At 40.9% G+C, this 22,457-nt stretch carries 21 protein-coding genes; 14 read left to right on the top strand and 7 right to left on the bottom strand.

Annotated elements, in window-relative coordinates:
- Positions 1-52: 52 nt before the first annotated feature.
- The 5 genes from ACE1ET_RS17360 (at position 53) to recG (ending at position 6,926) form a co-directional block, all read left to right on the top strand.
- Positions 53-2,422 (top strand): TonB-dependent receptor, encoded by a 2,370-nt coding sequence (locus ACE1ET_RS17360; protein WP_375729694.1) that lies wholly within the window; start codon positions 53-55, stop codon positions 2,420-2,422.
- Between the two features lie 114 nt (positions 2,423-2,536).
- Complete coding sequence (locus ACE1ET_RS17355; RefSeq protein WP_375729693.1) at positions 2,537-3,289, top strand: hemerythrin domain-containing protein; 753 nt, start codon at positions 2,537-2,539, stop codon at positions 3,287-3,289.
- Positions 3,276-3,881 carry a response regulator transcription factor gene (locus ACE1ET_RS17350; RefSeq protein WP_375729692.1) on the top strand — a complete coding sequence of 202 codons (606 nt, stop codon included), beginning with the start codon at positions 3,276-3,278 and terminating at the stop codon, positions 3,879-3,881. The genes ACE1ET_RS17355 and ACE1ET_RS17350 overlap by 14 nt, the downstream gene beginning before the upstream one ends.
- A 213-nt stretch (positions 3,882-4,094) precedes the next feature.
- On the top strand, positions 4,095-4,529 hold the full coding sequence (locus ACE1ET_RS17345; RefSeq protein ID WP_375729691.1) for a hypothetical protein: 435 nt from the start codon (positions 4,095-4,097) through the stop codon (positions 4,527-4,529).
- 294 nt (positions 4,530-4,823) lie between these two features.
- The gene (gene recG, locus ACE1ET_RS17340) at positions 4,824-6,926 is read left to right on the top strand and encodes an ATP-dependent DNA helicase RecG (RefSeq protein ID WP_375729690.1); all 2,103 of its coding nucleotides are present in this window, start codon (positions 4,824-4,826) and stop codon (positions 6,924-6,926) included.
- A 156-nt stretch (positions 6,927-7,082) separates the two neighbouring features.
- Here the strand turns inward: recG and ACE1ET_RS17335 are convergent, their stop codons facing one another.
- From ACE1ET_RS17335 to ACE1ET_RS17320, 4 genes are read right to left on the bottom strand one after another with little or no spacing between them, the layout of a single operon-like run.
- Entirely contained in the window at positions 7,083-8,408 is a 1,326-nt protein-coding gene (locus tag ACE1ET_RS17335) for a DEAD/DEAH box helicase (RefSeq protein WP_375729689.1), read from the bottom strand.
- Positions 8,409-8,420: 12 nt separating this feature from the next.
- The gene (locus ACE1ET_RS17330) at positions 8,421-9,605 is read right to left on the bottom strand and encodes a class I SAM-dependent rRNA methyltransferase (protein WP_375729688.1); all 1,185 of its coding nucleotides are present in this window, start codon (positions 9,603-9,605) and stop codon (positions 8,421-8,423) included.
- Positions 9,589-10,185 (bottom strand): 3'-5' exonuclease, encoded by a 597-nt coding sequence (locus tag ACE1ET_RS17325; protein ID WP_375729687.1) that lies wholly within the window; start codon positions 10,183-10,185, stop codon positions 9,589-9,591. The genes ACE1ET_RS17330 and ACE1ET_RS17325 overlap by 17 nt, the downstream gene beginning before the upstream one ends.
- A gap of 3 nt (positions 10,186-10,188) precedes the next feature.
- The gene (locus ACE1ET_RS17320; protein WP_375729686.1) at positions 10,189-10,818 is read right to left on the bottom strand and encodes a DUF5063 domain-containing protein; all 630 of its coding nucleotides are present in this window, start codon (positions 10,816-10,818) and stop codon (positions 10,189-10,191) included.
- Between the two features lie 97 nt (positions 10,819-10,915).
- On the opposite strand from ACE1ET_RS17320, the gene ACE1ET_RS17315 reads away from it, so the two are divergent.
- The 3 genes from ACE1ET_RS17315 to lpdA all read left to right on the top strand — a co-directional run bounded on the left by ACE1ET_RS17315 (position 10,916) and on the right by lpdA (position 13,068).
- On the top strand, positions 10,916-11,242 hold the full coding sequence (locus ACE1ET_RS17315) for an FtsB family cell division protein (RefSeq protein ID WP_375729685.1): 327 nt from the start codon (positions 10,916-10,918) through the stop codon (positions 11,240-11,242).
- A gap of 8 nt (positions 11,243-11,250) precedes the next feature.
- The gene (locus tag ACE1ET_RS17310) at positions 11,251-11,583 is read left to right on the top strand and encodes a hypothetical protein (protein ID WP_375729684.1); all 333 of its coding nucleotides are present in this window, start codon (positions 11,251-11,253) and stop codon (positions 11,581-11,583) included.
- A 117-nt stretch (positions 11,584-11,700) separates the two neighbouring features.
- Positions 11,701-13,068 (top strand): dihydrolipoyl dehydrogenase, encoded by a 1,368-nt coding sequence (gene lpdA, locus ACE1ET_RS17305; protein ID WP_375729683.1) that lies wholly within the window; start codon positions 11,701-11,703, stop codon positions 13,066-13,068.
- Positions 13,069-13,154: 86 nt separating this feature from the next.
- Here lpdA and ACE1ET_RS17300 read toward each other — a convergent pair whose 3' ends face one another.
- Both ACE1ET_RS17300 and ACE1ET_RS17295 read right to left on the bottom strand, forming a co-directional pair.
- Complete coding sequence (locus ACE1ET_RS17300; protein ID WP_375729750.1) at positions 13,155-13,433, bottom strand: HepT-like ribonuclease domain-containing protein; 279 nt, start codon at positions 13,431-13,433, stop codon at positions 13,155-13,157.
- A gap of 31 nt (positions 13,434-13,464) precedes the next feature.
- Positions 13,465-13,758 carry a nucleotidyltransferase family protein gene (locus ACE1ET_RS17295; protein ID WP_375729682.1) on the bottom strand — a complete coding sequence of 98 codons (294 nt, stop codon included), beginning with the start codon at positions 13,756-13,758 and terminating at the stop codon, positions 13,465-13,467.
- A 120-nt stretch (positions 13,759-13,878) separates the two neighbouring features.
- On the opposite strand from ACE1ET_RS17295, the gene ACE1ET_RS17290 reads away from it, so the two are divergent.
- The 5 genes from ACE1ET_RS17290 (at position 13,879) to ACE1ET_RS17270 (ending at position 20,202) form a co-directional block, all read left to right on the top strand.
- On the top strand, positions 13,879-14,850 hold the full coding sequence (locus tag ACE1ET_RS17290; protein WP_375729681.1) for a diacylglycerol/lipid kinase family protein: 972 nt from the start codon (positions 13,879-13,881) through the stop codon (positions 14,848-14,850).
- A gap of 35 nt (positions 14,851-14,885) precedes the next feature.
- A complete protein-coding gene (gene kdsB, locus ACE1ET_RS17285) occupies positions 14,886-15,653 on the top strand; it encodes a 3-deoxy-manno-octulosonate cytidylyltransferase (RefSeq protein ID WP_375729680.1) in 768 nt (255 codons plus the stop codon).
- Entirely contained in the window at positions 15,650-17,509 is a 1,860-nt protein-coding gene (locus tag ACE1ET_RS17280; RefSeq protein ID WP_375729679.1) for a Na+/H+ antiporter NhaC family protein, read from the top strand. Before kdsB ends, ACE1ET_RS17280 begins: the two co-directional genes overlap by 4 nt.
- Before the next feature lie 93 nt (positions 17,510-17,602).
- A complete protein-coding gene (locus tag ACE1ET_RS17275; RefSeq protein WP_375729678.1) occupies positions 17,603-19,075 on the top strand; it encodes a family 43 glycosylhydrolase in 1,473 nt (490 codons plus the stop codon).
- Between the two features lie 317 nt (positions 19,076-19,392).
- On the top strand, positions 19,393-20,202 hold the full coding sequence (locus ACE1ET_RS17270) for a hypothetical protein (protein ID WP_375729677.1): 810 nt from the start codon (positions 19,393-19,395) through the stop codon (positions 20,200-20,202).
- A gap of 173 nt (positions 20,203-20,375) precedes the next feature.
- On the opposite strand, the gene ACE1ET_RS17265 is transcribed toward ACE1ET_RS17270, so the two are convergent.
- Complete coding sequence (locus tag ACE1ET_RS17265) at positions 20,376-20,831, bottom strand: transposase (protein WP_375729676.1); 456 nt, start codon at positions 20,829-20,831, stop codon at positions 20,376-20,378.
- A gap of 536 nt (positions 20,832-21,367) precedes the next feature.
- Between ACE1ET_RS17265 and ACE1ET_RS17260 the strand changes: the two genes are divergently transcribed.
- A complete protein-coding gene (locus ACE1ET_RS17260) occupies positions 21,368-22,456 on the top strand; it encodes a glycoside hydrolase family protein (RefSeq protein WP_375729675.1) in 1,089 nt (362 codons plus the stop codon).
- Position 22,457: the final 1 nt, after the last annotated feature.

The raw sequence follows: 22,457 nt of genomic DNA, 5'->3' as shown, positions 1-22,457 counted from the left end.
TTTTCAGCATTTATGCTGATCCTAATTTATTACTAACGATTTAAATGTAATCATGAAACGTATTGTATTACTGGCTGTATTGTCAGTCGGATTAAATATGGCTATGGCTGAAAATACTAAAGCATCTGCCAGTATCGAAGGCCGGGTAACCTCAGGAGAAAACGAAATACCTTTTGCATCAGTGGCTGTGAAAGGGAGTACAGTTGGCACACTTACCGATGCAACCGGATTTTATGAACTGGAGGATTTGCCTGTTGGTGAATTGACCATAGTAACACGCATTGTGGGTTATAAGCCTCAGGAAAGAACGGTGATAACGAGGCCCAACGAAAAAACTGAGATCAGGTTTGATCTTGAAGAAGATGTTCTGGACTTACATGAACTGGTGGTATCGGCTGACCGCAGCGCGATGAAACGGACCGACGCACCGGTCATTGTAAATACCCTTTCGCCAAAACTATTCAATACCACGCAATCTGTTACGCTGAGCGAATCCCTTAATTTCTGTCCCGGATTACGTCTGGAAAACAACTGTCAGAACTGTGGTTTTACACAGGTTCGCATGAATGGAATGGAAGGGCCGTATTCACAGATACTGATAAATAGTCGTCCTATATTCAGCGGACTGGCCGGAGTTTATGGTCTGGAGCTGATTCCGTCGAACATGATCGAAAAAGTTGAGGTGGTGCGTGGAGGTGGTTCAGCACTGTTTGGCAGTAATGCCATTGCCGGAACCATAAACCTGATTCTGAAAGATCCGGTTCGTAACGCTTATGAAGTCGGTTCAAACTATACCATGACCGGTGTAGGGATAAACGGATCCGGCGGTGCAGCGCAGGAGTATTCCATAAATTTCAATTCTTCACTGGTTTCAGAAGATCAGAGAACCGGACTGGCCATTTATGGTTTTTCACGCGATCGCCAGATGTTTGATGCCAACGGGGACGGATATTCCGAGCTGGCTCCTATGAAAAACCTCACATTGGGTGCACGTCTGTTCCAAAAGCTGGGATTCCGTAACAAAGTAGCCCTCGATTTTTTTACCATCAATGAAAACCGCGAAGGTGGAAACAAACAGGATTATCCGCTGCATGAGCGTGATGTGGCCGAAGCAGTTTCACACGATCTGAAAACAGCAGCGATTACATACGAACAGTATTTCAGGCAGTATGATATACTATCTGTCTTTGCATCCGGACAGTTTCTGAACAGGGATTCGTATTATGGTGCGAACTATTCGTTAAGTGATTATGGTAAATCAAAAGACCGTACGTACAATATTGGTGCTCAGTATAAGGCCGTTTTCGATCATTCATCTTTGGTAACAGGTATTGAAAACACCGGTAGTTACCTGGTAGATCAGAAACTCGGGTATCCGGATTATGCCAATGCAGTTGTTTCGGGTGATTCAATCGTGAGCGTGCCTCATACCGAAAATACAACTGTGTCGGATCAGTCATCCGTTACAACCGGTGCTTTTGCACAGTACGAATTGAAGCTTAACAGGGCCACGGTGGCTGTTGGTACCCGTTTTGATCATTACAGGATTCAGGATCATGCCAAGGCTGATTCTGAAGTGAAAAGCGGCAATGTCATCAGTCCGCGTCTGAGCCTGATGTATAAAATTGTAAATGATCTGCAGGCACGCATGAGCTATTCACAGGGCTACCGTGCGCCACAGATATTCGATGAAGACCTGCATATTGAAACATCCGGTTCTCGTCAGGTCATTAATGTTAATGATCCGAATCTGAAGCAGGAAACAAGCCACAGTGTAATGGCATCGCTCGATTATAACGGGATGGTCGGCAAGGTATTCACCGGATTGCTGCTCGAAGGATTTTATACCCGTTTGCAGGATCCGTTTGTGAATGAAATTGGAATTCCTGATGAAACAGGTCGTGTGGTATATACGCGTAAAAATGCAGAGGATGGCGCTGTTGTTGCGGGATTAAATGTAGAGTTCCAGTTGAGACCGGCAGAAGATATTTCACTGACATCCGGGTTTACAATTCAGAAAAGTGAATACGACGTACCACAGGAATTTAATGAAACACGCTTTTTCAGAACACCAAACCAGTACGGATTTTTTGCCCTGGACTGGGACTTTGCTAAGAATATTTGTTTATCAGCCACAGGAAATTACACAGGGAAAATGTTGGTGCCGTATTTCGGTCCGGATACTGATCCTGATCTTGGTGAATTAAGAATTTCGCCGACTTTTTTCGATTTTGGGGCAAAGATAAGCTATACGATTCAGCTTAAAAATGCCCGGATGGAATGGTTGTGTGGGGTGAAGAATGTGTTCAATGAATACCAGTCTGATTTTGACCAGGGAAAAGACCGCGATCCGGCCTATATGTACGGGCCTGTTACGCCACGAACTGTTTATGTGGGCGTAAAATTCGGAAATGTGCTGTAGTCACCCCGATAAATTTCGTTCAGGCAGCATCCTTTTTATATGACTTTTGCATTTGAGATCAACTTATTTGAGTTCAAAGCGTTTTAATTATGAATCTGATAATGTGTTGACATAATGAATTCGGTTTTACCTTTTACAGAACATACAAAGATGGCGGATGTGATCCACAGAGATTACCGCTTAATTCCCATCATTGGCCGCTTTGGTATCGAATATGGATTTGGGAATAAAACGATCTCTGAAGTGTGTCACGATAACAGGATCAATGCGCTGTTTTTTCTGGAGATCATCAACTCTTTTCATAACCATCAGTATTTCCCGCAGGAACAGCTGCAGAATTATCCGGCAAAGCTGATAATTAAATATTTGTCCAATACACACCGGTGGTATCTGAAAGATAAGATTCCTGAGATTCAGGGATATATTGACAAAATGCAGGAAACAGTCAATGAGGAAAACCATAAAAACATTAAACTGTTAAATGATTTTTTCAGGGACTACAGGACAGAACTCGTCAAACACCTTGAAGAGGAGGATAAGAATATATTCCCCTATGTGCTCGAGCTGGAGGAAGCCGTGGAACATGCACAGATTCCGCCTCACCTGAAGAATGAACTGGATCATGAGCCCATAGAGGAATATGAGCGCAATCATGAAGATCTGGAGGTTAAGCTCAGCGATCTGAAGAATCTGATCATTAAGTATCTTCCGCCCTTGTTATGCAAGGAGCTGTGTCAGAAACTGCTGACAGAACTCTTTCGACTGGAAGCGGATCTGGAAGACCATTCCCGTATTGAGGATAAAGTTCTGATACCGAAAGTTAAACTACTCGAAAAAATCGCTTTGGAGATCAATGGTTCACACTGACAAAAAAGACACGCTTATTATTGCTTCCGGACAGTTTATGTGCCGGTTTGGAATTAAAACCATGCTGAGCGTGCTGGGCAATGAACCGGATATTATAGAGATGAATGATTTTAAAAGTATCATTCAAAGTCTTTCCCATGAAAACCCGGTGAATTATCTCATCATGAGTGATGATATTTTACCGGAACCCAAAGCTGAAAGCGTAAATAAGCTTCGTAAACTGGATTCTGAGGTTAAAATTATGGTGATTGGTGTAGACCTTAAAAAGGATAAGTCACTACCATATCAGGTGTTGAATGCAGATAATCAGAAAGAGGTTCTGGAGGAATTGCAGGACTTTTTTAATGCGTCTGAATCTGCTGCAGATTCTGAGATGCCGGATGTGTTGAGTGACCGCGAAGTTGATGTGTTGAGAGCCGTGGCTCAGGGCTATTCCAATAAGGAAATTGCAGAAAAGCTTTTTATAAGTGCCAATACCGTGATTACCCACCGAAAAAATATTACCGAAAAACTTGGCATCAAGACCATTGCCGGATTGACAGTATACGCCATCATGAAAAAAATTATTGAACCTGACGATGTGAGGATGTAACGGATATTTTGTTTCTCGCAGATGATCGCAGAGTAAAACGCAGAGTTTCGCAAAGTGTTAATTAAAGATTGATATAATCCTGTCATTCATATTTTAAGTCTTGTATCTGATTTTTCACTGATTTCAGTGACATATACTTTAATGGTTTTCAGTGATGTTTTTGTGGTTTCGTATTATTTTATTTGTAGGTGACAATTGAATAATACTGTTTGTATGAGAACCTCAAAAAAAATCCTGATCTTACTTATTTTTGTTTTATTCTGTTCAGCTAAAGGATATTCTCAGTTAAGCTTATCATATTACAACTCTTCTCTGTCAAAGGCAGGACTTGCATATAACTTCTCAGAAAGATTCTGGTCTGAACTCAGATTATACAGTAATACCGGATTTGACGATATTACACCTGAACTGGTAATCTGCTTTAATGTTGTTAATAAGGAGTTTCATAATGTATATGTAGGTTTTGGCGGAAACATGAATGTGTTAACAGGTGTAGTATTTCCCGTTGGCGTACAGTTCATTCCACTGGAAAAATACAAACGGTTTTCAATGCATGTTGAACTTCAACCCACGTATGATGTGGATGCTGAATTTGGTTTGCTCCAGGGGGCCTGGGGAATTCGATACCGATTCGGGAACAAAGAATAACCGTCGATCTATACAGTTTACCTATACGCCATCATGAAAAGGATTATTGAACCTGACGATGTAAGGATGTAACAGATATTTTGTTTCTCGCAGATGATTGCAGAGTAAAGCGCAGAGTTTCGCAGAAGACTCTCTGCATATTGATAGTACTCTTGTGAATCTTGTGTTCCCTAAAATTCGCAATTTTTAATTGCTTCAATTTTCGAGGATCCTCGTAAAATATCAAATCATAGATTTGTATTTTTCGGGACTTGATTCTTGTGTCTTTTAATTATTTTTGTTTTTTGCATGACCATGGCAGAGTTGCACGAAACAGATATAACCTATTTAAAAGGAGTTGGGCCAAAGCGGGCTATCATCCTGAAACAGGAAGCCGGAATCGGAACCATCGAAGACCTGCTGTATTATTTCCCCTATAAATATATTGACCGTTCCCGGTTTTTTAAGGTCCGGGAAATTACAGCCGGAATGCCTTATGTGCAGTTGATTGGCCGGATTAAAACAATGGATACAACCGGAAAAGGATACAAACAACGTTTAAATGCCATTTTTTCGGATGATACCGGATCCATAGAACTCGTCTGGTTCAAAGGGATAAAATATATCGCCAAATCATTGAAAACGGATGTGGATTATATTCTGTTCGGGAAGCCTTCACTTTTTAACGGCAGGGTAAATGTGGTTCATCCTGAACTGGAAAAATACGACGAAGCAGAAAAGAAAGCTTATACATCAGGCTTGCAGGCAGCTTATCCCACCACGGAAAAAATGAAAAGCAGCTTCCTGAATTCCAAAGCCATGCTCGGATTGGTGATCAACGCATTTGAAACCATGAATAGCAGGTTGACGGAAACGTTACCGGCCTGGTTAATTCAAAAGCATCATTTCCCAACCTTAACCGAGGCACTGCGTGAGGTTCACTTTCCAACGGGTCATCAGAAGCTGGCAAAAGCAACTGAACGCTTAAAGTTTGAGGAACTGTTCTATATTCAGTTGAATATTCTGCGCTTAAAAAACAGGCGCTCTGCAGGTATGAAAGGGCATGTTTTCAGCACGGTCGGTCATCTGCTGAACACCTTTTATAAAACCTGTCTCCCTTTCGAACTGACAGATGCCCAAAAACGTGTAATCCGTGAAATTCGGCAGGATGCAGGATCCGGAAAACAGATGAACCGTCTGTTGCAGGGTGATGTGGGGAGTGGTAAAACCCTGGTGGCTCTTATGGTGATGCTGATCGCACTGGATAACGGTTATCAGGCCACCATGATGGCGCCGACCGAAATACTGGCAAATCAACACTATAATACGCTGGTCGGAATGTTGGATGGCATGGATGTTAAAGTAGGACTGCTGACCGGGAGTACTAAAAAATCGGACCGGACCATACTGCATGAACAACTTCAGAACGGCGGGATGCAGATACTGGTTGGTACACATGCCCTGATAGAAGATACAGTGAAGTTTCATAATCTGGGCCTGGTAATTATTGATGAGCAGCACCGGTTTGGTGTGGCTCAGCGGGCACGCTTATGGAAAAAAAATACGGTTCCGCCACATGTGCTGGTGATGACAGCTACGCCAATTCCGCGGACGCTGGCTATGACTCTTTACGGCGATCTGGATGTGTCGGTGATTGATGAATTACCGCCCGGTCGCAAGCCCATAAAGACGGCTCATTTTTACGAAAAGAAACGCAAAGCCATTAATGAATTTATTGATAAGCAGGTGGCGTTGGGGCAGCAGGTTTACATGGTTTATCCATTGATCCAGGAGTCTGAAGCGCTCGATTACAAGAACCTGGAAGAAGGCTATGAATACATGAAAAAGCATTTTCCGCATTTAAAAATCAGCATGGTACACGGAAAGATGAAACCGTCGGAAAAAGATGCGGAAATGATGCGGTTTAAAAAGGGCGAAACACATATAATGGTGGCTACAACGGTGATTGAAGTCGGTGTGGACGTGCCGAATGCCACTGTGATGGTGATTGAAAGTGCAGAACGGTTTGGCCTCAGCCAGCTGCATCAGCTGCGTGGTCGAGTTGGTCGTGGGGGAGAGCAGTCCTATTGTATTCTGGTGTCATCGCCGAAACTTTCTGAAGATGGACGAAAGCGCCTGGAAACAATGGTGGCAACGACCGATGGTTTTGAAATTGCGGAGGCTGACCTGAAACTTCGCGGACCGGGTGATCTGGAAGGAACGCAGCAAAGCGGACTGCCATTCGATCTGAAAATTGCCAACCTGGCAAAGGATGGGCAGATTTTACAACTGGCCCGTGATGAGGCAGGAAAGGTGCTTGATGATGATCCTCTGCTTGAGAAGGAGTCCAATATTATTTTCTCCAAACAGCTCACTAAACTTTCATATAAACGCATTAACTGGGGCATGATTTCCTAGATGTTAACCTACCCTTCCTTGCTCTGCCATAGCTCCGCGAAGGCGGGGCAGCGCGGATGAAAATTTGGATCACCTGATACCCAAAGCGCCACCTCGTTTTGCTTTGGCTTAATCAAGCTGGGCTTACAGCCCGGACTTATTATACCGATTTCCGCATTAATCCTTTTTTCCCTGATCCGGCTTGTGATGTTTGCCCTGGTGTTTTTTGTCACCATGATGGGCATTAGGATGCGTTGGTTTATTATCCTTTTTATGAAAATGTTTCTTGCCTTTGTTGCCTGGTTTGTTAAATTTCTTACGGTAGTTTCTGTTCCCGCCACCACTGCGTTTTCTGGGGTTATATTCCGGTGTATCTCCGAATTCAGGAGGGACCGGAGCTTTGTAGATTTCCCGTTCAATCAGTTGTTCAATCCGGGCAAATTTATCCTGGTCCTTTTCGGTGATAAATGTTATGGCCAAGCCTTCTTTTTCAGCCCTTGCTGTACGTCCAATACGGTGTACATAATCTTCCGGATCAGATGGTACATCGAAATTCATTACCAGATCGATATTTTCAATATCAATGCCCCGTGCCAGGATATCCGTGGCAACGAGAATTTGTACTTTACGGTTTCTGAATTCCCTGAGTATTGCTTCCCGTTCTTTTTGTTCAAGATCAGAATGGATGGCCTGAGCATTAAGCTTCTGACGTTTAAGATCCATTGCCATCTCTTTTACAGCTGACTTGGTAGATGAAAAAATCAGAACACTCGTCATTTCCTTATTGGTTAGCAAATGCCTGACTAACGGAATTTTTTGGTTCGGGTAAAGCATGTAGGCCACCTGCATGATCTTTTCAGCAGGTTTCGAAATCGCAATATTTATCTCATGCGGGTTATACAAAATTGTTTTGGCCAGATCACGGATCTTTTTAGGCATAGTTGCCGAAAACATGAGCGTTTGCTTTTTCTGTGGCATGTATTTGTGGATCTTTACGATATCGTCGTAAAATCCCATGTCGAGCATACGGTCGGCCTCATCAAGAATAAAGTGTTCCACACCTGTAAGGTCCACATATTTCAGGTTCAGATGCTGTATTAAACGGCCCGGCGTGGCCACAATAACATCCACGCCCGAAGTAATGGCTTTACGCTGTACATCCCAGTTCATGGAGTCATTTCCACCATAAATGGCAAGGGCCGATACGTTCAGAAAATAGGCAAATCCCTGGATTTGCTGATCAATCTGTATGGCCAGCTCCCGCGTGGGGACCAGTACCAATGCCTTTACTTTAGTGTCGGAATGACTTTTATGCAGAGCATTCAGTACCGGCAACATAAATGCCGCCGTTTTACCTGTTCCTGTTTGTGCACAGGCAATCATATCGCGTCCATCCATAATAAAAGGCATGGCTTGTTCCTGAACAGGAGTCATGGTTTCGAAGCCCATGGCGTCGATGCCTTCAAGTACAGAATCGTCAAATTTCAGTTCGTCAAATCTCAAAATAATTTGTTTTTATTCCACATAAAGCACGAGACCTTTCAGGTACTCGCTTTCGGGATGGTAAATATTCACAGGGTGATCAGCAGGTTGTTCCAGTTGATGAAGAATGCGTACAAAGCGACCTGATTGAGCCGCAGCAGTGAAAACCGTTTTGCGGAACATGTCGCGGGTTACAACCTGCGAACACGAAAAAGTAAAGATGATACCTCCTTTGCGGATCTGTTCAAATGCTTTGGCGTTCAGCTTTTTATAGCCCTGAAGTGCATTGTGTAATACATTTTTATGTTTGGCAAAGGCCGGAGGATCCAGAATAATCAGATCATATTTATCTTTGATATCTTCCAGATACTTAAAGGCGTCCACCGCAAAAGCATCATGCCTCTTGTCACCCGGGAAATTAAGTTCCACATTCTCCCTGGTCAGATCTATGGCACGTGCCGAACTGTCAACAGAATGCACCAGGTTGGCTCCACCACGCATGGCATAAAAAGAGAAGCCTCCGGTGTAACAAAACATGTTCAACACATCTCGGTCTTTAGAATATTTCTCCAGCAATTTCCGGTTTTCGCGCTGATCCACAAAAAAACCTGTTTTTTGCCCTTTTAACCAGTCAACCTTAAATTTCAGACCGTATTCCATGGCAATATCTTCGGTGCTGTCACCCAGCAGAAATGCGTTGTTCGGATCAGCACCCGCCATAAACGGGAGTGTGTTTTCCGATTTATCGTAAATGGCTTTCAGATTGTCGCCCATCAGCTCTTTAAGCATGGCAGCCAGTTTTTCACGGATCAACCACATGCCTAGAGAATGAGACTGCATAACCGCAATGCCGTTGTACATATCAATGATCAGACCTGATAGTCCATCGCCTTCTGCATGAACCAAACGGTACGTATTGTTGCTTTCAGAAATCAGACCGAGAGACTTGCGCAGTTCCCAGGCCTGTTGCAGTTTGTTGAACCAGAATTTATCATCCGGTTCTTTTTCAGTGAACGATAAAATGCGCACCATAATGGAGCCTGGCTGGTAGTGACCCATGCCAAGAAATTCATCTTTATTGTCGTATACATGAACCACATCACCTTCTTTCACTTCGCCAAGAATTTTTTTGATGGCTCCGGAAAAAATCCAGGGATGAAAGCGTCTTATGGATTGGTCCTTGCCGGACTTAAGAATGACTTTAGCGTAATTGCTCATATTCTTCGGTGCTGATGAGTTCTTTGTAGATTTCGAGGCAGATCCAGGCATCGGTAGCTGCATACCTTTGTTGAGCCTCTGTTAGTATTTCGCTTTCCCAGTTGGTAAGACGTTGTTTTTTTGAGATACGCTTGTTAAGCACGATACCCGCTATTTTTTTCAGACTGCGGTCATCAATTCCATAGTCTGCAACTTTTTCCTGAAGATCGATAAATCCCCGTGGCTTTAAATCCGTCAGACGGCGTAATCCCCGAATATCATCTTTTAACGATAATCCGATCTTGGTGATATGATCATTTTCTATCAGCGCACGAAGCTCGTCTGTGAGGCCTGTCATATTGAGCCGGAAAAGATAACACGTATTGTGTGTTGATAACTGGATCAGGCTGACATCATTAATCACACCTTTTTTAAACGATGGTTTGGTTTCAGAATCGAAACCTATAAAATCGTGCCGCTGAAGATGCTCCAGTGCTTCAGTAATCTGATACTGGTTATCTACAACAACTACTTTCCCTTCAAAGCCACATAATGGCAGGTTGCTTAACTCTTCTTTTGTAATACTATCAGGATAAGTCATCTGTTAAAAATCCTCCTCTTCATTTCGCCACTCGTTCTGTCGTTTGGCGACGAAGCTTCTGCTAACGTCAGTACGTTTATAAAAGTCGTCCTCTTCTTCTATCGATTCAATGCGTTCTTCACTATAGTTCAGGTTGTGGAGGGCCCGGAGTACATTTACCAGTTTCTGTCCCCAGTATTCTCTGAAATTATCAACAACTTCGGCCAGTGCGTCGTTCATTATTTCTGTTGATCCCATCTGGTACAACGATATGAAATCTTTAATATCCTGGTAAATATCGGCAATATCTTCCGAAATATTTACCCTAACCGGGGCATCGCTGTATTTTATTTCAGGATGAAAAACCTCGAGGTAGACATCGCTTTTTCCCAGTAAATATTCAATAAAGTCGCGGATAGCCATATAGTCCTCTTCCGTTACAATGCGTTCAAGCGGATCCTCAAATTCGCGATCAACCTTTGGCAGCATTGTGCCCTTAAGATAGAGTAATGGAAGTATTTTTACGACTTTATCCACAAACTCATCTGCCGATTGTGTAGACGATTGTTCCACGAACAAACAGAACTGGTTTGCGACTGTAACAAACTCTACTACATCCTTTGAATAAACAATATGTTCAAAAACATCATCCATTGAAGTGTTGTTGAAAAATTTTCACAAAAGTAGGAAAAATTGTTTATAAGTTCCGGTCGTTATATATGGTATTACATAACGATTAAAATAAATTTGCATGAGTGATGAAATGATTACCATGAGTGTAAAAGATTTTTTTATACGCATATTTCCGTTTGTAAAGAATAAATTTGTTCTTACAACTGCTTTTTTTATTGTCTGGATTGTGTTTTTTGATCAATACAATCTTGTCAGCAGGGTTAAAAATAACCAAAAGCTGAATCAGCTTGAGAAGGAAAAGCAACATTACATTAATGAAATTGATGAGAACACACGAATGTTGAATGAGTTGAAAGGCGATAAGGAAACACTGGAAAAATTTGCCAGGGAACAATATCTGATGAAGAAGAAAAATGAGGATATTTACCTGGTAATTGAAGATTAATATGGCGTATGAACAAGCAAAAGCTCAACAATAACCTCTTTTATTTTTCAACACTTTTAGTTTTAGCCGGCATCTTACTAAAGATTTCGAATTATCAGACCGCGAGTTATGCGTACCTTGCAGGTGCGTGTTTATTTACGTTGTCCCGGGTTTTCAGTTTTATTCTGAACCGGACAAAAATACGTGGTCGTTTATTGCAGATTCAGATCTTTAGCGGTATGTCACTCATCTTTTCGGCAGTTTTAATGTATCGCGGCAGTAACAGTTGGAGCGTTTTTGTTTTGCTTACGGCACTCATCGAACTTTATGTTAGTTTCAGAGGAGGCGAATTTTCTAAATAATTACGTTCCTGTAGCTATCAGGTAACTAATTTTAGATAAGGTAATTTTTAAGTGCAATAGCTTATATTTCATTGAACAATACATTAATGGTTCTGTTTTTAAGATAAAAAATTTTATATGTACGATTTAGCAATTATCGGAGGTGGTCCGGCCGGTTATGATGCCGCTGAAAGAGCCGGAGAAAAAGGCCTTAAAGTTATTCTGTTTGAAAAACGTGAATTAGGTGGTGTCTGTCTGAATGAAGGATGTATCCCCACCAAAACAATGCTTTACAGTGCAAAGCTTTATCATAAAGCGCTGGAAGGTAAGAAATTCGGCATTGAGACCAGTGAGGTGAGCTTTAATTATGAAACGCTTTACAAAAGAAAGCAGAAAGTTGTAAAGAAACTTGTTGGCGGAGTTGGGTTCAAAATGAAAGCCAATAAAGTTGACGTGATTAAAGCATTTGCCAACATAAAAGGGAAAAGCGGCGATGCCTTTAATATTGAATCTGACGGCACGGATTATCAGGCAAAAAATATTATGATCAGTACAGGATCAGAGGCTTTTATTCCGCCAATCAAAGGTGTGGATGGCGTATCTGATATTATCCTTACCAACCGCGAAATTCTTGAACTTCAGGAACGTCCGGAATCTCTGGTGATCATCGGTGGTGGCGTTATTGGGATGGAGTTCGGTTGTTTCTTTAATACCATTGGTACAAAAGTAACAGTCATTGAGATGTTACCCAAAATTCTGGGTCCGATGGATGGAGAACTGAGCAGCATGTTGCAGAAAGAATACGAAAAGAATGGCATTGAATTCCATCTGGAAAGCAAGGTGACGGAGGTTAAGGGCAACGAAGTCATTTTTACAGATAAAGACGGAAAAGAGCAGAAAGTATCTGCGGATAAGATTTTGCTTTCTGTTGGCCGTAAAGCCAATGTTCAGGGATTTGGCCTGGAGAATCTTGGCGTAGAAGTTGAACGTGGCGGTATTAAGGTAGATAATAAAATGCGTACCAACGTGCCGGGTGTATTTGCTGCTGGCGATGTAACCGGATTTTCACAATTGGCTCATACCGCTTACCGCGAAGGAGAGGTGGTTGTAAATAACCTGAGTGGAAGGGAAGATGTAATGCGTTATAACGCGATTCCTGCGGTTGTTTATACCGATCCGGAAATTTCTGCTGTTGGTCTTACAGAAGACGAAGCCAAGAAGAAAGGGATTGAATATGATGTGAAAAAGCTTCCGATGACGTATGCCGGTCGTTTTATTGTGGAAAACGAAGGTTTTAACGGTTTATGCAAAGTATTAGTAGGAAAGAAATATGGTGAAGTGCTTGGTGTTCATATGATTGGTAATCCGAGTTCTGAAATGATTTACGGCGCATGTATGGCTATTGAAACTGAACTGACCCTGAAAGAACTGGAAGAAGTTATTTTCCCACATCCAACTGTTTCTGAGATTTTCAGAGAAACAGTATTTGCCTTCGGGCACAAATAATCAGTTGTGAATGTACAATTAGGAATTAGAGAGAATTAATATCTCAGATATATAAGAACGGATCGCATTTGCGGTCCGTTTTTTTCTTATATCGTACTTTTAATATAGTTTTTAAGGTCCGGTATCTTATTGTGTATTATTTGCCAAACTTCTTCAGCATCAATACCAAAATAATTATGGGCTGCAATATTTCTAAAGCTTTTGATATTATGCCACTCTAATTGGGCATGAGCTTCAATAAACTTATCAGATAATTTTGAAACCATTTCCCCAATAACAACAAAATTCATCATAGTGGCATCAAATTCTAAATTTTGCGCATTAAATTCATCCGCATCTCTGAATTTTAAAGAATAAGCTTCGATTTACTCAATGGCATCAAGAATATTTTCAAGTTTATGACGATCTTTTATATGCATATTGCGTCTCTTGTAAAACTGAAGTCTGAATGTTTTTTTTTATATACTTTTCGCGGCAGATGTCTGCATTCAATTCCAGACTTTGTTTTATAAACTCTTTAAGTTCTATTTTTTTGTCAAACAGATCAGGGGTATTATGTTCAAATTCAACAAGTAAATCAATATCACTGGTTTCAGTTTGATCTCCTCTTTGATAAGATCCAAATAAACCAATTCTGACTATGCCAAAGGTCTCTGAAAAATACCTTTCATTATCAGTTAAAAATTTCAATATTTCAGTTTTTGTTTTCACGATATTTCAAAAGTACAAAAAACAGATAATATTATGTGTGGTAAAATAATTCGTCATTGGACATTTCTAATTCATAATTAAATTATATTTTTAAGCCTTATGTCAACCCCATTACACCATAAGTGGTTTGTCATTCTTAATCCTCATGCAGGCGCCCGCCGTGGCGAAAAGGATAAAGAAAAGATTTTAAACCTCCTTAAAAGGTATAATTTTGATTTTGAATATGCCGAATCCAACTATAGGGGACATACAATTGAACTGGCCCGTGATGCAGTAAAGTCGGGTCAAAAAAGGTTTATAATTATCGGTGGCGACGGATCATTGAATGAGGCATTAAATGGTATTATGAGCGTAAATGTGAAAGGCGCCCATGATGTTAGCCTCGCAATGATTCCGGTTGGAACAGGAAACGACTGGATCAGGACATTTGACATTCCCAACGATTACAAAAAATCTATTGAGGTGATCCGGCAGGATAATCTTGTTCTTCAGGATGTAGGGATGGTAACGTGGGGTAAAAACGGGTCGACAGAAACCAGGTTTTTTGCCAACATGGCCGGATTTGGTTATGATGCAGTTGTGGCAGACAAGGTAAATTCCATGAAGGATAAAGGTTGGTCGGGGAAATGGTTGTATTTATGGAGCCTGGCTTTCAGTTACCTCAAATATAAAACATGTATGATGCGGTTCGAGGTTGACGGGCAGCGTTTTAATGAAACAATCTTTACCGTCAGTATTGGCATTGGTAAATTTAATGGAGGCGGAATGATGCAGGCTCCGGATGCAGTTCCCGACAACGGTGAATTTAACATGACACTGATTCGGAAGATTGGAGTCTGGGGCATTCTGAAAAACCTCCGCGGATTATATAATGGATCGTTTTTAAAAGATCCGCATGTGCTGACTACTTGCGGTAGAGAGGTACGCATTGAATCGCGCCGTATGATACCCGGAGAGGTGGATGGCGAGCAGCTGGGGGAATCTAATTTTACCATATCCCTTATACCCAAAGGAATCAGTGTGTATTGCGGAAGTGACAAATACCTGAAGCAAAAATTGAAAAGTCACTAAATCTGCGTATTTTTGAAATAATAATCCAGATAAACATGAATATTCTTATCGTTATTCCATCCAGATACGCATCAACCCGATTTCCGGGTAAACCTTTGGCGCTTATTGCCGGTAAGCCGATGGTACAACGGGTATATGAAAAAGCTGTTGAGTCCGGTTTTCCTGCTGTGGTTGCTACAGACGATATGCGCATTTTTGAGGCGGTAGAGGATTTTGGTGGACGTGTGGTGATGACATCAGAACGGCATAAAAGTGGTACAGACCGGTGTCAGGAAGCTGTTCGTAAATACATGCAGCGCGAAGGAGAGGTGGTGGATGTGGTGATAAATATTCAGGGTGATGAGCCGTTTATTGAGGAAGAACAGATTTTGACTTTGGTAGGTTTTTTTAAGGATCCGGAATGCGAGATTGCGACATTGGCCAAACCATTTAATGTAGATGAAGGATATGAGGTGTTATTCGATCCGAATAAAGTTAAGCTGGTACGGGGTGAAAATGGGAATGCCCTTTATTTCAGTCGTTCTGTTGTGCCATATCAACGTGGATTAGACAGGAAAGAATGGTTGTTTAATCATACCTATTACATGCACATAGGAATGTATGCGTATAGAACTGATATTCTTGAAAAAATAACACGTTTGCAACAAACACCGCTTGAAATTGCTGAGTCACTGGAGCAACTTCGCTGGCTGGAATATGGCTTTAGAATTAAAGCCGGGATAACCCACCATCAAAGCATGGGCATTGATACGCCCGAAGACCTCGAAAAAGTCAATAATCAACCTGATGTACGCTTGCTATGAGGAACCTTTTTGCGGTCTTTTTTCTTTTCGTTTTTTCATTTTCCGGGGTCGCGACAAACATTGTTGACGTTCATAAACCATGGCCGGTAATTGAGGGAATTCCTGCAACGGTTAAACTTAAACTCTCGGATGATTCGTTGGATGGTACTACGATTCTTGTCAGGATAAATGATGCTGAAGAAGCTTGGAAGGTAGAAGGAAATACAGCAAAAGGGGATATTGTTTTTGAGGAAGATGAAAAAGTTTGGTTGCGGACACACTCACAAAGCTTTTTGGTGGATGTAAATCCGGTGCCGTTATGGCTTTCTGTACTGCCTCCGTTGATCGCCATTCTTTTGGCACTGGTATTCAAGGAGGTTTATATTTCGCTGTTTTTCGGAATTTTTTCCGGAGCCTTTATTATCAATTATTATTCTGATATGTCTTTGTGGACAGGTTTGCAAAGAGGGTTGTTTTCTACAGCTGACACTTATTTTGTGGATGCTCTGAAAGATAGCGGCCATGTTTCTATTATAATTTTTTCGATGCTGATCGGCGGCATGGTCAGCATTATCCATAAAAATGGAGGTATGCAGGGACTGGTGGACCGGCTGGCAAAATATGCAAAAAGTCCGCGTTCGGGTCAGCTCATAACCTGGTTTTTGGGTGTATTCATATTTTTTGATGATTATGCCAACACGCTTGTGGTTGGGAATACCATGCGACCGGTTACAGACAGGCTAAAGGTGTCGCGTGAAAAACTGGCTTATATTGTGGATTCTACTGCAGCGCCAATTGCCAGTATTGCCTTTGTAACTACCTGGATAGGTGCAGAACTGAGCTACATTAAAGAAGGGCTCATTCAGGTTGGAATTGACCAGAGTGCCTACAGTATTTTTCTAAGTTCACTGAAATATTCTTTTTATCCTGTGTTCACGGTAATTTTTGTTCTGATGATCATCTTAATGCGAAAAGATTTTGGTGTGATGCATCTGTATGAGCAGATGGCCAGAAAGGACACTGAAACATCTCGTCATCAAAAGGAGCACATAAATTCTACCCATTGGATCAACGGTATCGTTCCGGTTATGGTAATTATTCTTGGGACCATAGCAGGATTGATTGTAACCGGTTTTGATCCTGATATATGGCATAGCGACCTGTCTCTTTTTAAGCGGGTTGCAGAAATTATCGGCGAGGCCGATTCCTTTGTGGCACTTTTGTGGTCTTCATTGGCGGGCGTAATCGTAGCTGTAATTCTCTCGGTTGGGCAGCGCATACTTACCCTTCAGAAAACCATGGATGCCCTGTTGGATGGATTCAAAAGCATGTTGCCGGCTATTACCGTTTTGGTTCTGGCATGGTCACTGGCCGAAATAACAACTCAGTTGCATACTGCAACTTTTATTTCTAAAGTACTCATCAATTTTAAACTGGCACCCTGGCTGATGCCTGCCATCACATTTATAATGGCTGCTCTGGTTGCCTTTTCAACCGGTTCATCCTGGGGAACCATGGCCATTTTGTATCCGTTAATCCTTCCGGCTACCTGGCTGATCTGCCACAACGACGGCCTTGATCCGGTTCATACCATGGCAATCTTTACCAATGTAGTTTCTGTTGTTTTGGCCGGTTCTGTTATGGGGGACCATTGTTCCCCGATTTCTGATACGACCATTATGAGTTCGCTTGCAAGCGGATGTCATCATATTAACCATGTAAAGTCACAAATGCCTTATGCGTTGACCGTTGGGTTAATTGCAATTTTATTCGGAACCATACCTTCTGCAATAGGAATACCTGTTTTGCCGTTAATGATAGCAGGGATAATTGTCATTTATTTTACCATAAAATTATTGGGTAAAAAAGTGGTTTGAGAATAATGTTTCCAATGGAATCCTGTTAAGGTTATTACGAATATCCCTTTAAAAACTTATATTTGTTAGCGGGGAACAATTAATGATGGTGCTATGAAGAGGATACGTATTATACTATTTCTGTTGATTTTTATCATTCCGATGGTCCGGTCACAAAAGATCTGGCACATCTTCGGTGGAGACCATGCTGATCCAACAATTGTACGTGTTGACAAGGATTATTATATGACCTTTTGCTCATATAATTATGTTCCGGGATTACAGATTTATCACTCAGAAAATCTGAAGGACTGGACCATGATTGGGTATGCCCTGACAAAATATGTTGGTGATATTTGGTCCCCTGAACTGGTATACTTCGATCAGAAATTTTATATCTATTTCCCTGCAAACGGCACCAATTATGTAGTAACAGCAGACAATCCTGAAGGGCCCTGGAGTGATCCGGTAGATTTAAAGACGAATGGTATCGATCCGGGACATATTGTTACGCCGGAAGGAGACAGATACCTCTATTTCAATAATGGCTGGGTCGCCAAACTGGCACCAGATGGCCTTTCTATCGTAGGAAAAAAGACAAAAGTTTATGATGGTTGGCCAATCCCAAACGACTGGATTATTGAATGTTTCTGTCTGGAATCGCCAAAACTGATTTATAAGGACGGGCTCTACTTTATGACCTCCGCTCAGGGAGGTACTGCTGGTCCTTCTACAAGTCATATGGTTGTTTCTGCCAGATCCGAAAATGTGATGGGCCCCTGGGAAAACAGTGCTTATAATCCCGTGTTGCGAACCTGGTCTCCTAAAGAGGAGTGGTGGTCAAAAGGTCACGGAACCATTTTTGATGATCCTAAAGGGAATTGGTATATCGTCTATCATGCCTATAGAAATAATGAACTCAACAGAGGGCGACAGGTTTTAATTGAACCTGTAAAGTGGACGGATGATGGATGGTTCAGACTAAAACGGAAACCAACAGAAGAACCGTCTACAGTGTTTTTTGAAAATATTAAACTAAAGGATGATTCTTTCAATACCGTTGTTTTAAAACCACAGTGGCAGTTTGCCGGAATCAAAGATCTTGGTGAAATAGTTGTTGTTGATGGTGAACTGAATATTTCTTCGGTAAAGGATAAGGTTAAGGCCATGGTTGCAAATACCCCGGATGTAAATTTTGATGCTACTATAAAATTAATTGCCGACGAAGATAATGATTCACTGGAATATGGCTTTGTTCTGTACTACGATAAAGAGAATTATACAGGTATTGCCATAAACGGTAAAAACATGTATGCACTGGATTGGGCAGAGAAAGGGAAGGGGCCGGTCCTGAATAAAGACGGTTGTACGTTTTTCAGGTTGATACGGAGAATGAACGACCTTCAAATGGCTTTCAGCAAAGATGGCGAATCCTGGATCTATTATCCAACCAGCCGTGAGGTTTCGGGTTACCAGCATAATGTACTTCGCGGTTTCAAAAATCTTAAAGTCGGAGTCTTCTGCAAAGGCGACGGTGTGCTGAAAATAGATGATTTTAGCTACCAGGGTTATGTGTTGAAGGAGTAATTTAAGAATATATTTGAATTGTTTTTTCTTTTTTATTGTTAGACTCATGCCCTTACAGGGCGACTTGATTCTCATCTTTATTAAATTATAAGGTAGTGGCCTGGGTTAGTGTTGTTACGCCGTTGGCGTAATTTTTCCAATGCGGGATATCAAATGTAAAAAAGTCCGAAGGACGTACTGCTGTAACACAGGATGCCATCCTGTGTTGCCAGCCGGAACGGTTAAAGCGCCCCGTAAGGGCAACAGGCTTATTATATTGACAGGTGATATAATTAAATAAGTATTATATTTGATTTATACAATTTTATCCTGTTATCATGAAAAAGCCTGAAATAATTTTATTATTATATTTCTTGACGTTGTGCTCTTCGTTTGTTGTTGCTCAAAGAGACATTATAAATGAAAATAATACCAGAATTGTTACCCTAAATACTCCTGGTAAGGAGGTAATTATCAAATCAGGGAATGATAAAAAGGCCTTACTAAATATTGAAGGAGAAAAAGGGAAAGATATTGCTGTAAAGTTGTTTGTCAGACATTTGGGAGTAAACGATTCATTGAGTTTTTACATTAATGGAAGAGATGAACCCATGGAATGGCAGGATAGTACTGAGTATATTTTTAAAACCCTTAACGGAACTGCATACGCAAAAATTGAATTTATAAATCCCGAAATGGATACTTCATCATTGACAGTTTCATATTACCAACTAGAAAATGGGGAGTTTCAATCATTTGAAGATGAAATGGCTTATTTAAATACTGTAATTATTAATCGGAAGGGTAAGTATATTAATCATCCACTCTCAGTATTATTTCAGGATTTTAATACTTATGATATTGATATAAATGCATTTCAAAGAGAAATAGACTATAATGAGGCCTTGCTTTATAAATGGATTGATTTCTTCCCTAAAACAACAGATGAGATTCTTTTTCACAGAATTAAAAGGGCTTATTTATGGAGGATTGAATTTAATCAATATTATTCAGTTGAAGAGTTGGATTCAATTAAAGAATTGTATTGGGATGTAGAAGACAATAGCAATGAGTGGAATATTGATTATAAGAAGTTATTGTCGGGAAAGGTATTAAAGAAAATAGAATTAAATGAATTAAAAAGGTAAATCGTGTAGATTATTTTACAAAATACGGATTGCATTTGCAGTCCGTATTTTGTATAATGGATGAAATTAAATTCCGGGCTGAAAGCCCAGCTAATTTAAGCCCAAAGCAAACAAAGTGGCGCTTTGGGGTATCAGGTGATCCAATTTTTTTCGTCCTGAAAGGGCAGGTTAACTCAATCTGTCCAAGCATACCTGTCATCATATTCAATTCCATATTCATTTAAAAACAAAATATACTCCTCTTTAAAAGTCATTTTATGATGATGTGATTTCTGATTTTGAATATATTTCTTTGTTTTCTCGTGAAGAGAAGGACTTACGGAAAATCCTCCATAACCACCTTGCCATGCAAACGCTTTATATTTAGCACCTTTTGTTTTTATCCATCTGCTACTATGACGTTTAATCTCTTCTACCAGTTTTGACAGTGCAATATTCTTTGACATGATGCAAAAGACATGTAAATGATCCTGCACTCCGTTGATTATGGTTGGGATAGACTCATTCTCCTTTATAATAGAACCTATATAAGCATATAGTTCCTTCTCAATTTCTGGTTGTATTTTAATTCCTTCTTTTTTAATGCGAAATACAATATGAACATAAAGTTTTGATAATGACTGTGACATAGTATTTAAGTTTAAGTTGCCCTATCAGGGCGGTTTGATCTAAGGGTATGGATGCCCAATGCGATATTTTCGCTAGCTCAAATATGCATTGGGTTGAATTAATCTGCCACTCTGTGGCGTTTCTTCTGGTAAATTTAAGGATTTTTATGCTAATAATGAGGGATTTATAATAAGTATCCTTTTGTTACCCGTAAAATATGTATTCACTCTTCCAATCAGATAAATAACATCATCTTGTCTGATGGGTCTGGAATAAATTTATTGATGTTTCATTTTGATCCGGGCTGAAAGCCCAATTTAATTCAGCCCAAAGCAAACAAAGTGGCGCTTTGGGCTATAAAGTTAAAGTAACGTTCTTCGCCCTATCGGGGCAGTCTATAACATTATACCTGAGTTATCAAGATGAAAATAAATGATTCATTGATAATCTTAATCCTTATATTATAATAATAGCTTCTCAATTAAAATTCCTCCCAATGTCTTCATGAAAACGTTTTCTTTCTCTTGCGTTTTTGCTATTTTTAGGGCATTAAATTATGACTACCAGAAGAACCTTCATAAAAGGCGCCATTTTAGTTCCCGGAATGATAGCCGGTTTTCGGAATGCATTATATGGTTGGTCGGATAATGACTTTACAGGATTGGAAGCCAGGGCCTCTGATTTCAGTCAGCATCTGAAACCTGTCGGCCGTATACTGGAAGAAGAAGGGTACTACGTATGGTGCAATACACCGATTTATGGTGAGGACGGAAAGGTGCATGTGTTTTATTCCCGCTGGCCGGACAAATACGGAATGGGCGGCTGGATTCATAAAAGTGAGATCGCACATGCCATTGCCGATTCACCGGAATCGGAATTCAGACATGTGGAAACTGTTTTGGCATCAAGAGCGGGTTATTTTGATGCGACAACCTGCCATAATCCGCACATACAGCATGTCAACGGGAATTATTATTTGTTTTATATGGGAAACTCCAATGGTAAGACCAATACCAAACGCATTGGCCTGGCTGTTGCAGATTCACTGAATGGTCCGTGGAAAAGAACGGATGAACCACTTCTGGAGGCCGGACAGGAGGGTGCCTGGGATGATCACTGTACCACAAACCCTGCGCTTTTAGTTCATCCGAACGGAGAGTACTGGCTGTATTATAAATCGTGGAATACCGAAGAATATGAAGCTGCCAAAGGTAAACGAATCCGGGGAAACCGGAAGTACGGACTGGCCATCGCTAAAAATATTGAAGGGCCCTACAAAAAGTTCGAGGGTAATCCGGTGATTGATTTTTCATCAAGAGGAAACAACGAGCAACTGGAAGATGCATTTGTGTGGTACGAAAAAAATACTTTCAAACTGATTGCACGGGATATGGGCTTTTTTAATCACGACTATGGTCTGATCTTTGAATCATCCGATGGACTTCGTTGGAACGATCCTGAAGTGGCATATTACGAAGCCGCTCATTATATCAACCAACCTCCGGCCCCAAAACATTTAAGTCGTTACGGACGGTTCGAAAGGCCACAGCTGCTCATGAAAAACGGCTTCCCAAAATATCTTTTTACAACATCCCAGGGTGGGAAATATCAGACATCCAGTGGCTTTGTGTTCAAAATAAAATAAT

The organism is Quyinboa mangrovi (assembly GCF_042219825.1).
GTDB lineage: Bacteria > Bacteroidota > Bacteroidia > Bacteroidales > UBA5342 > JBHJHP01.
This window is presented reverse-complemented; position numbering and strand designations above follow the sequence as displayed.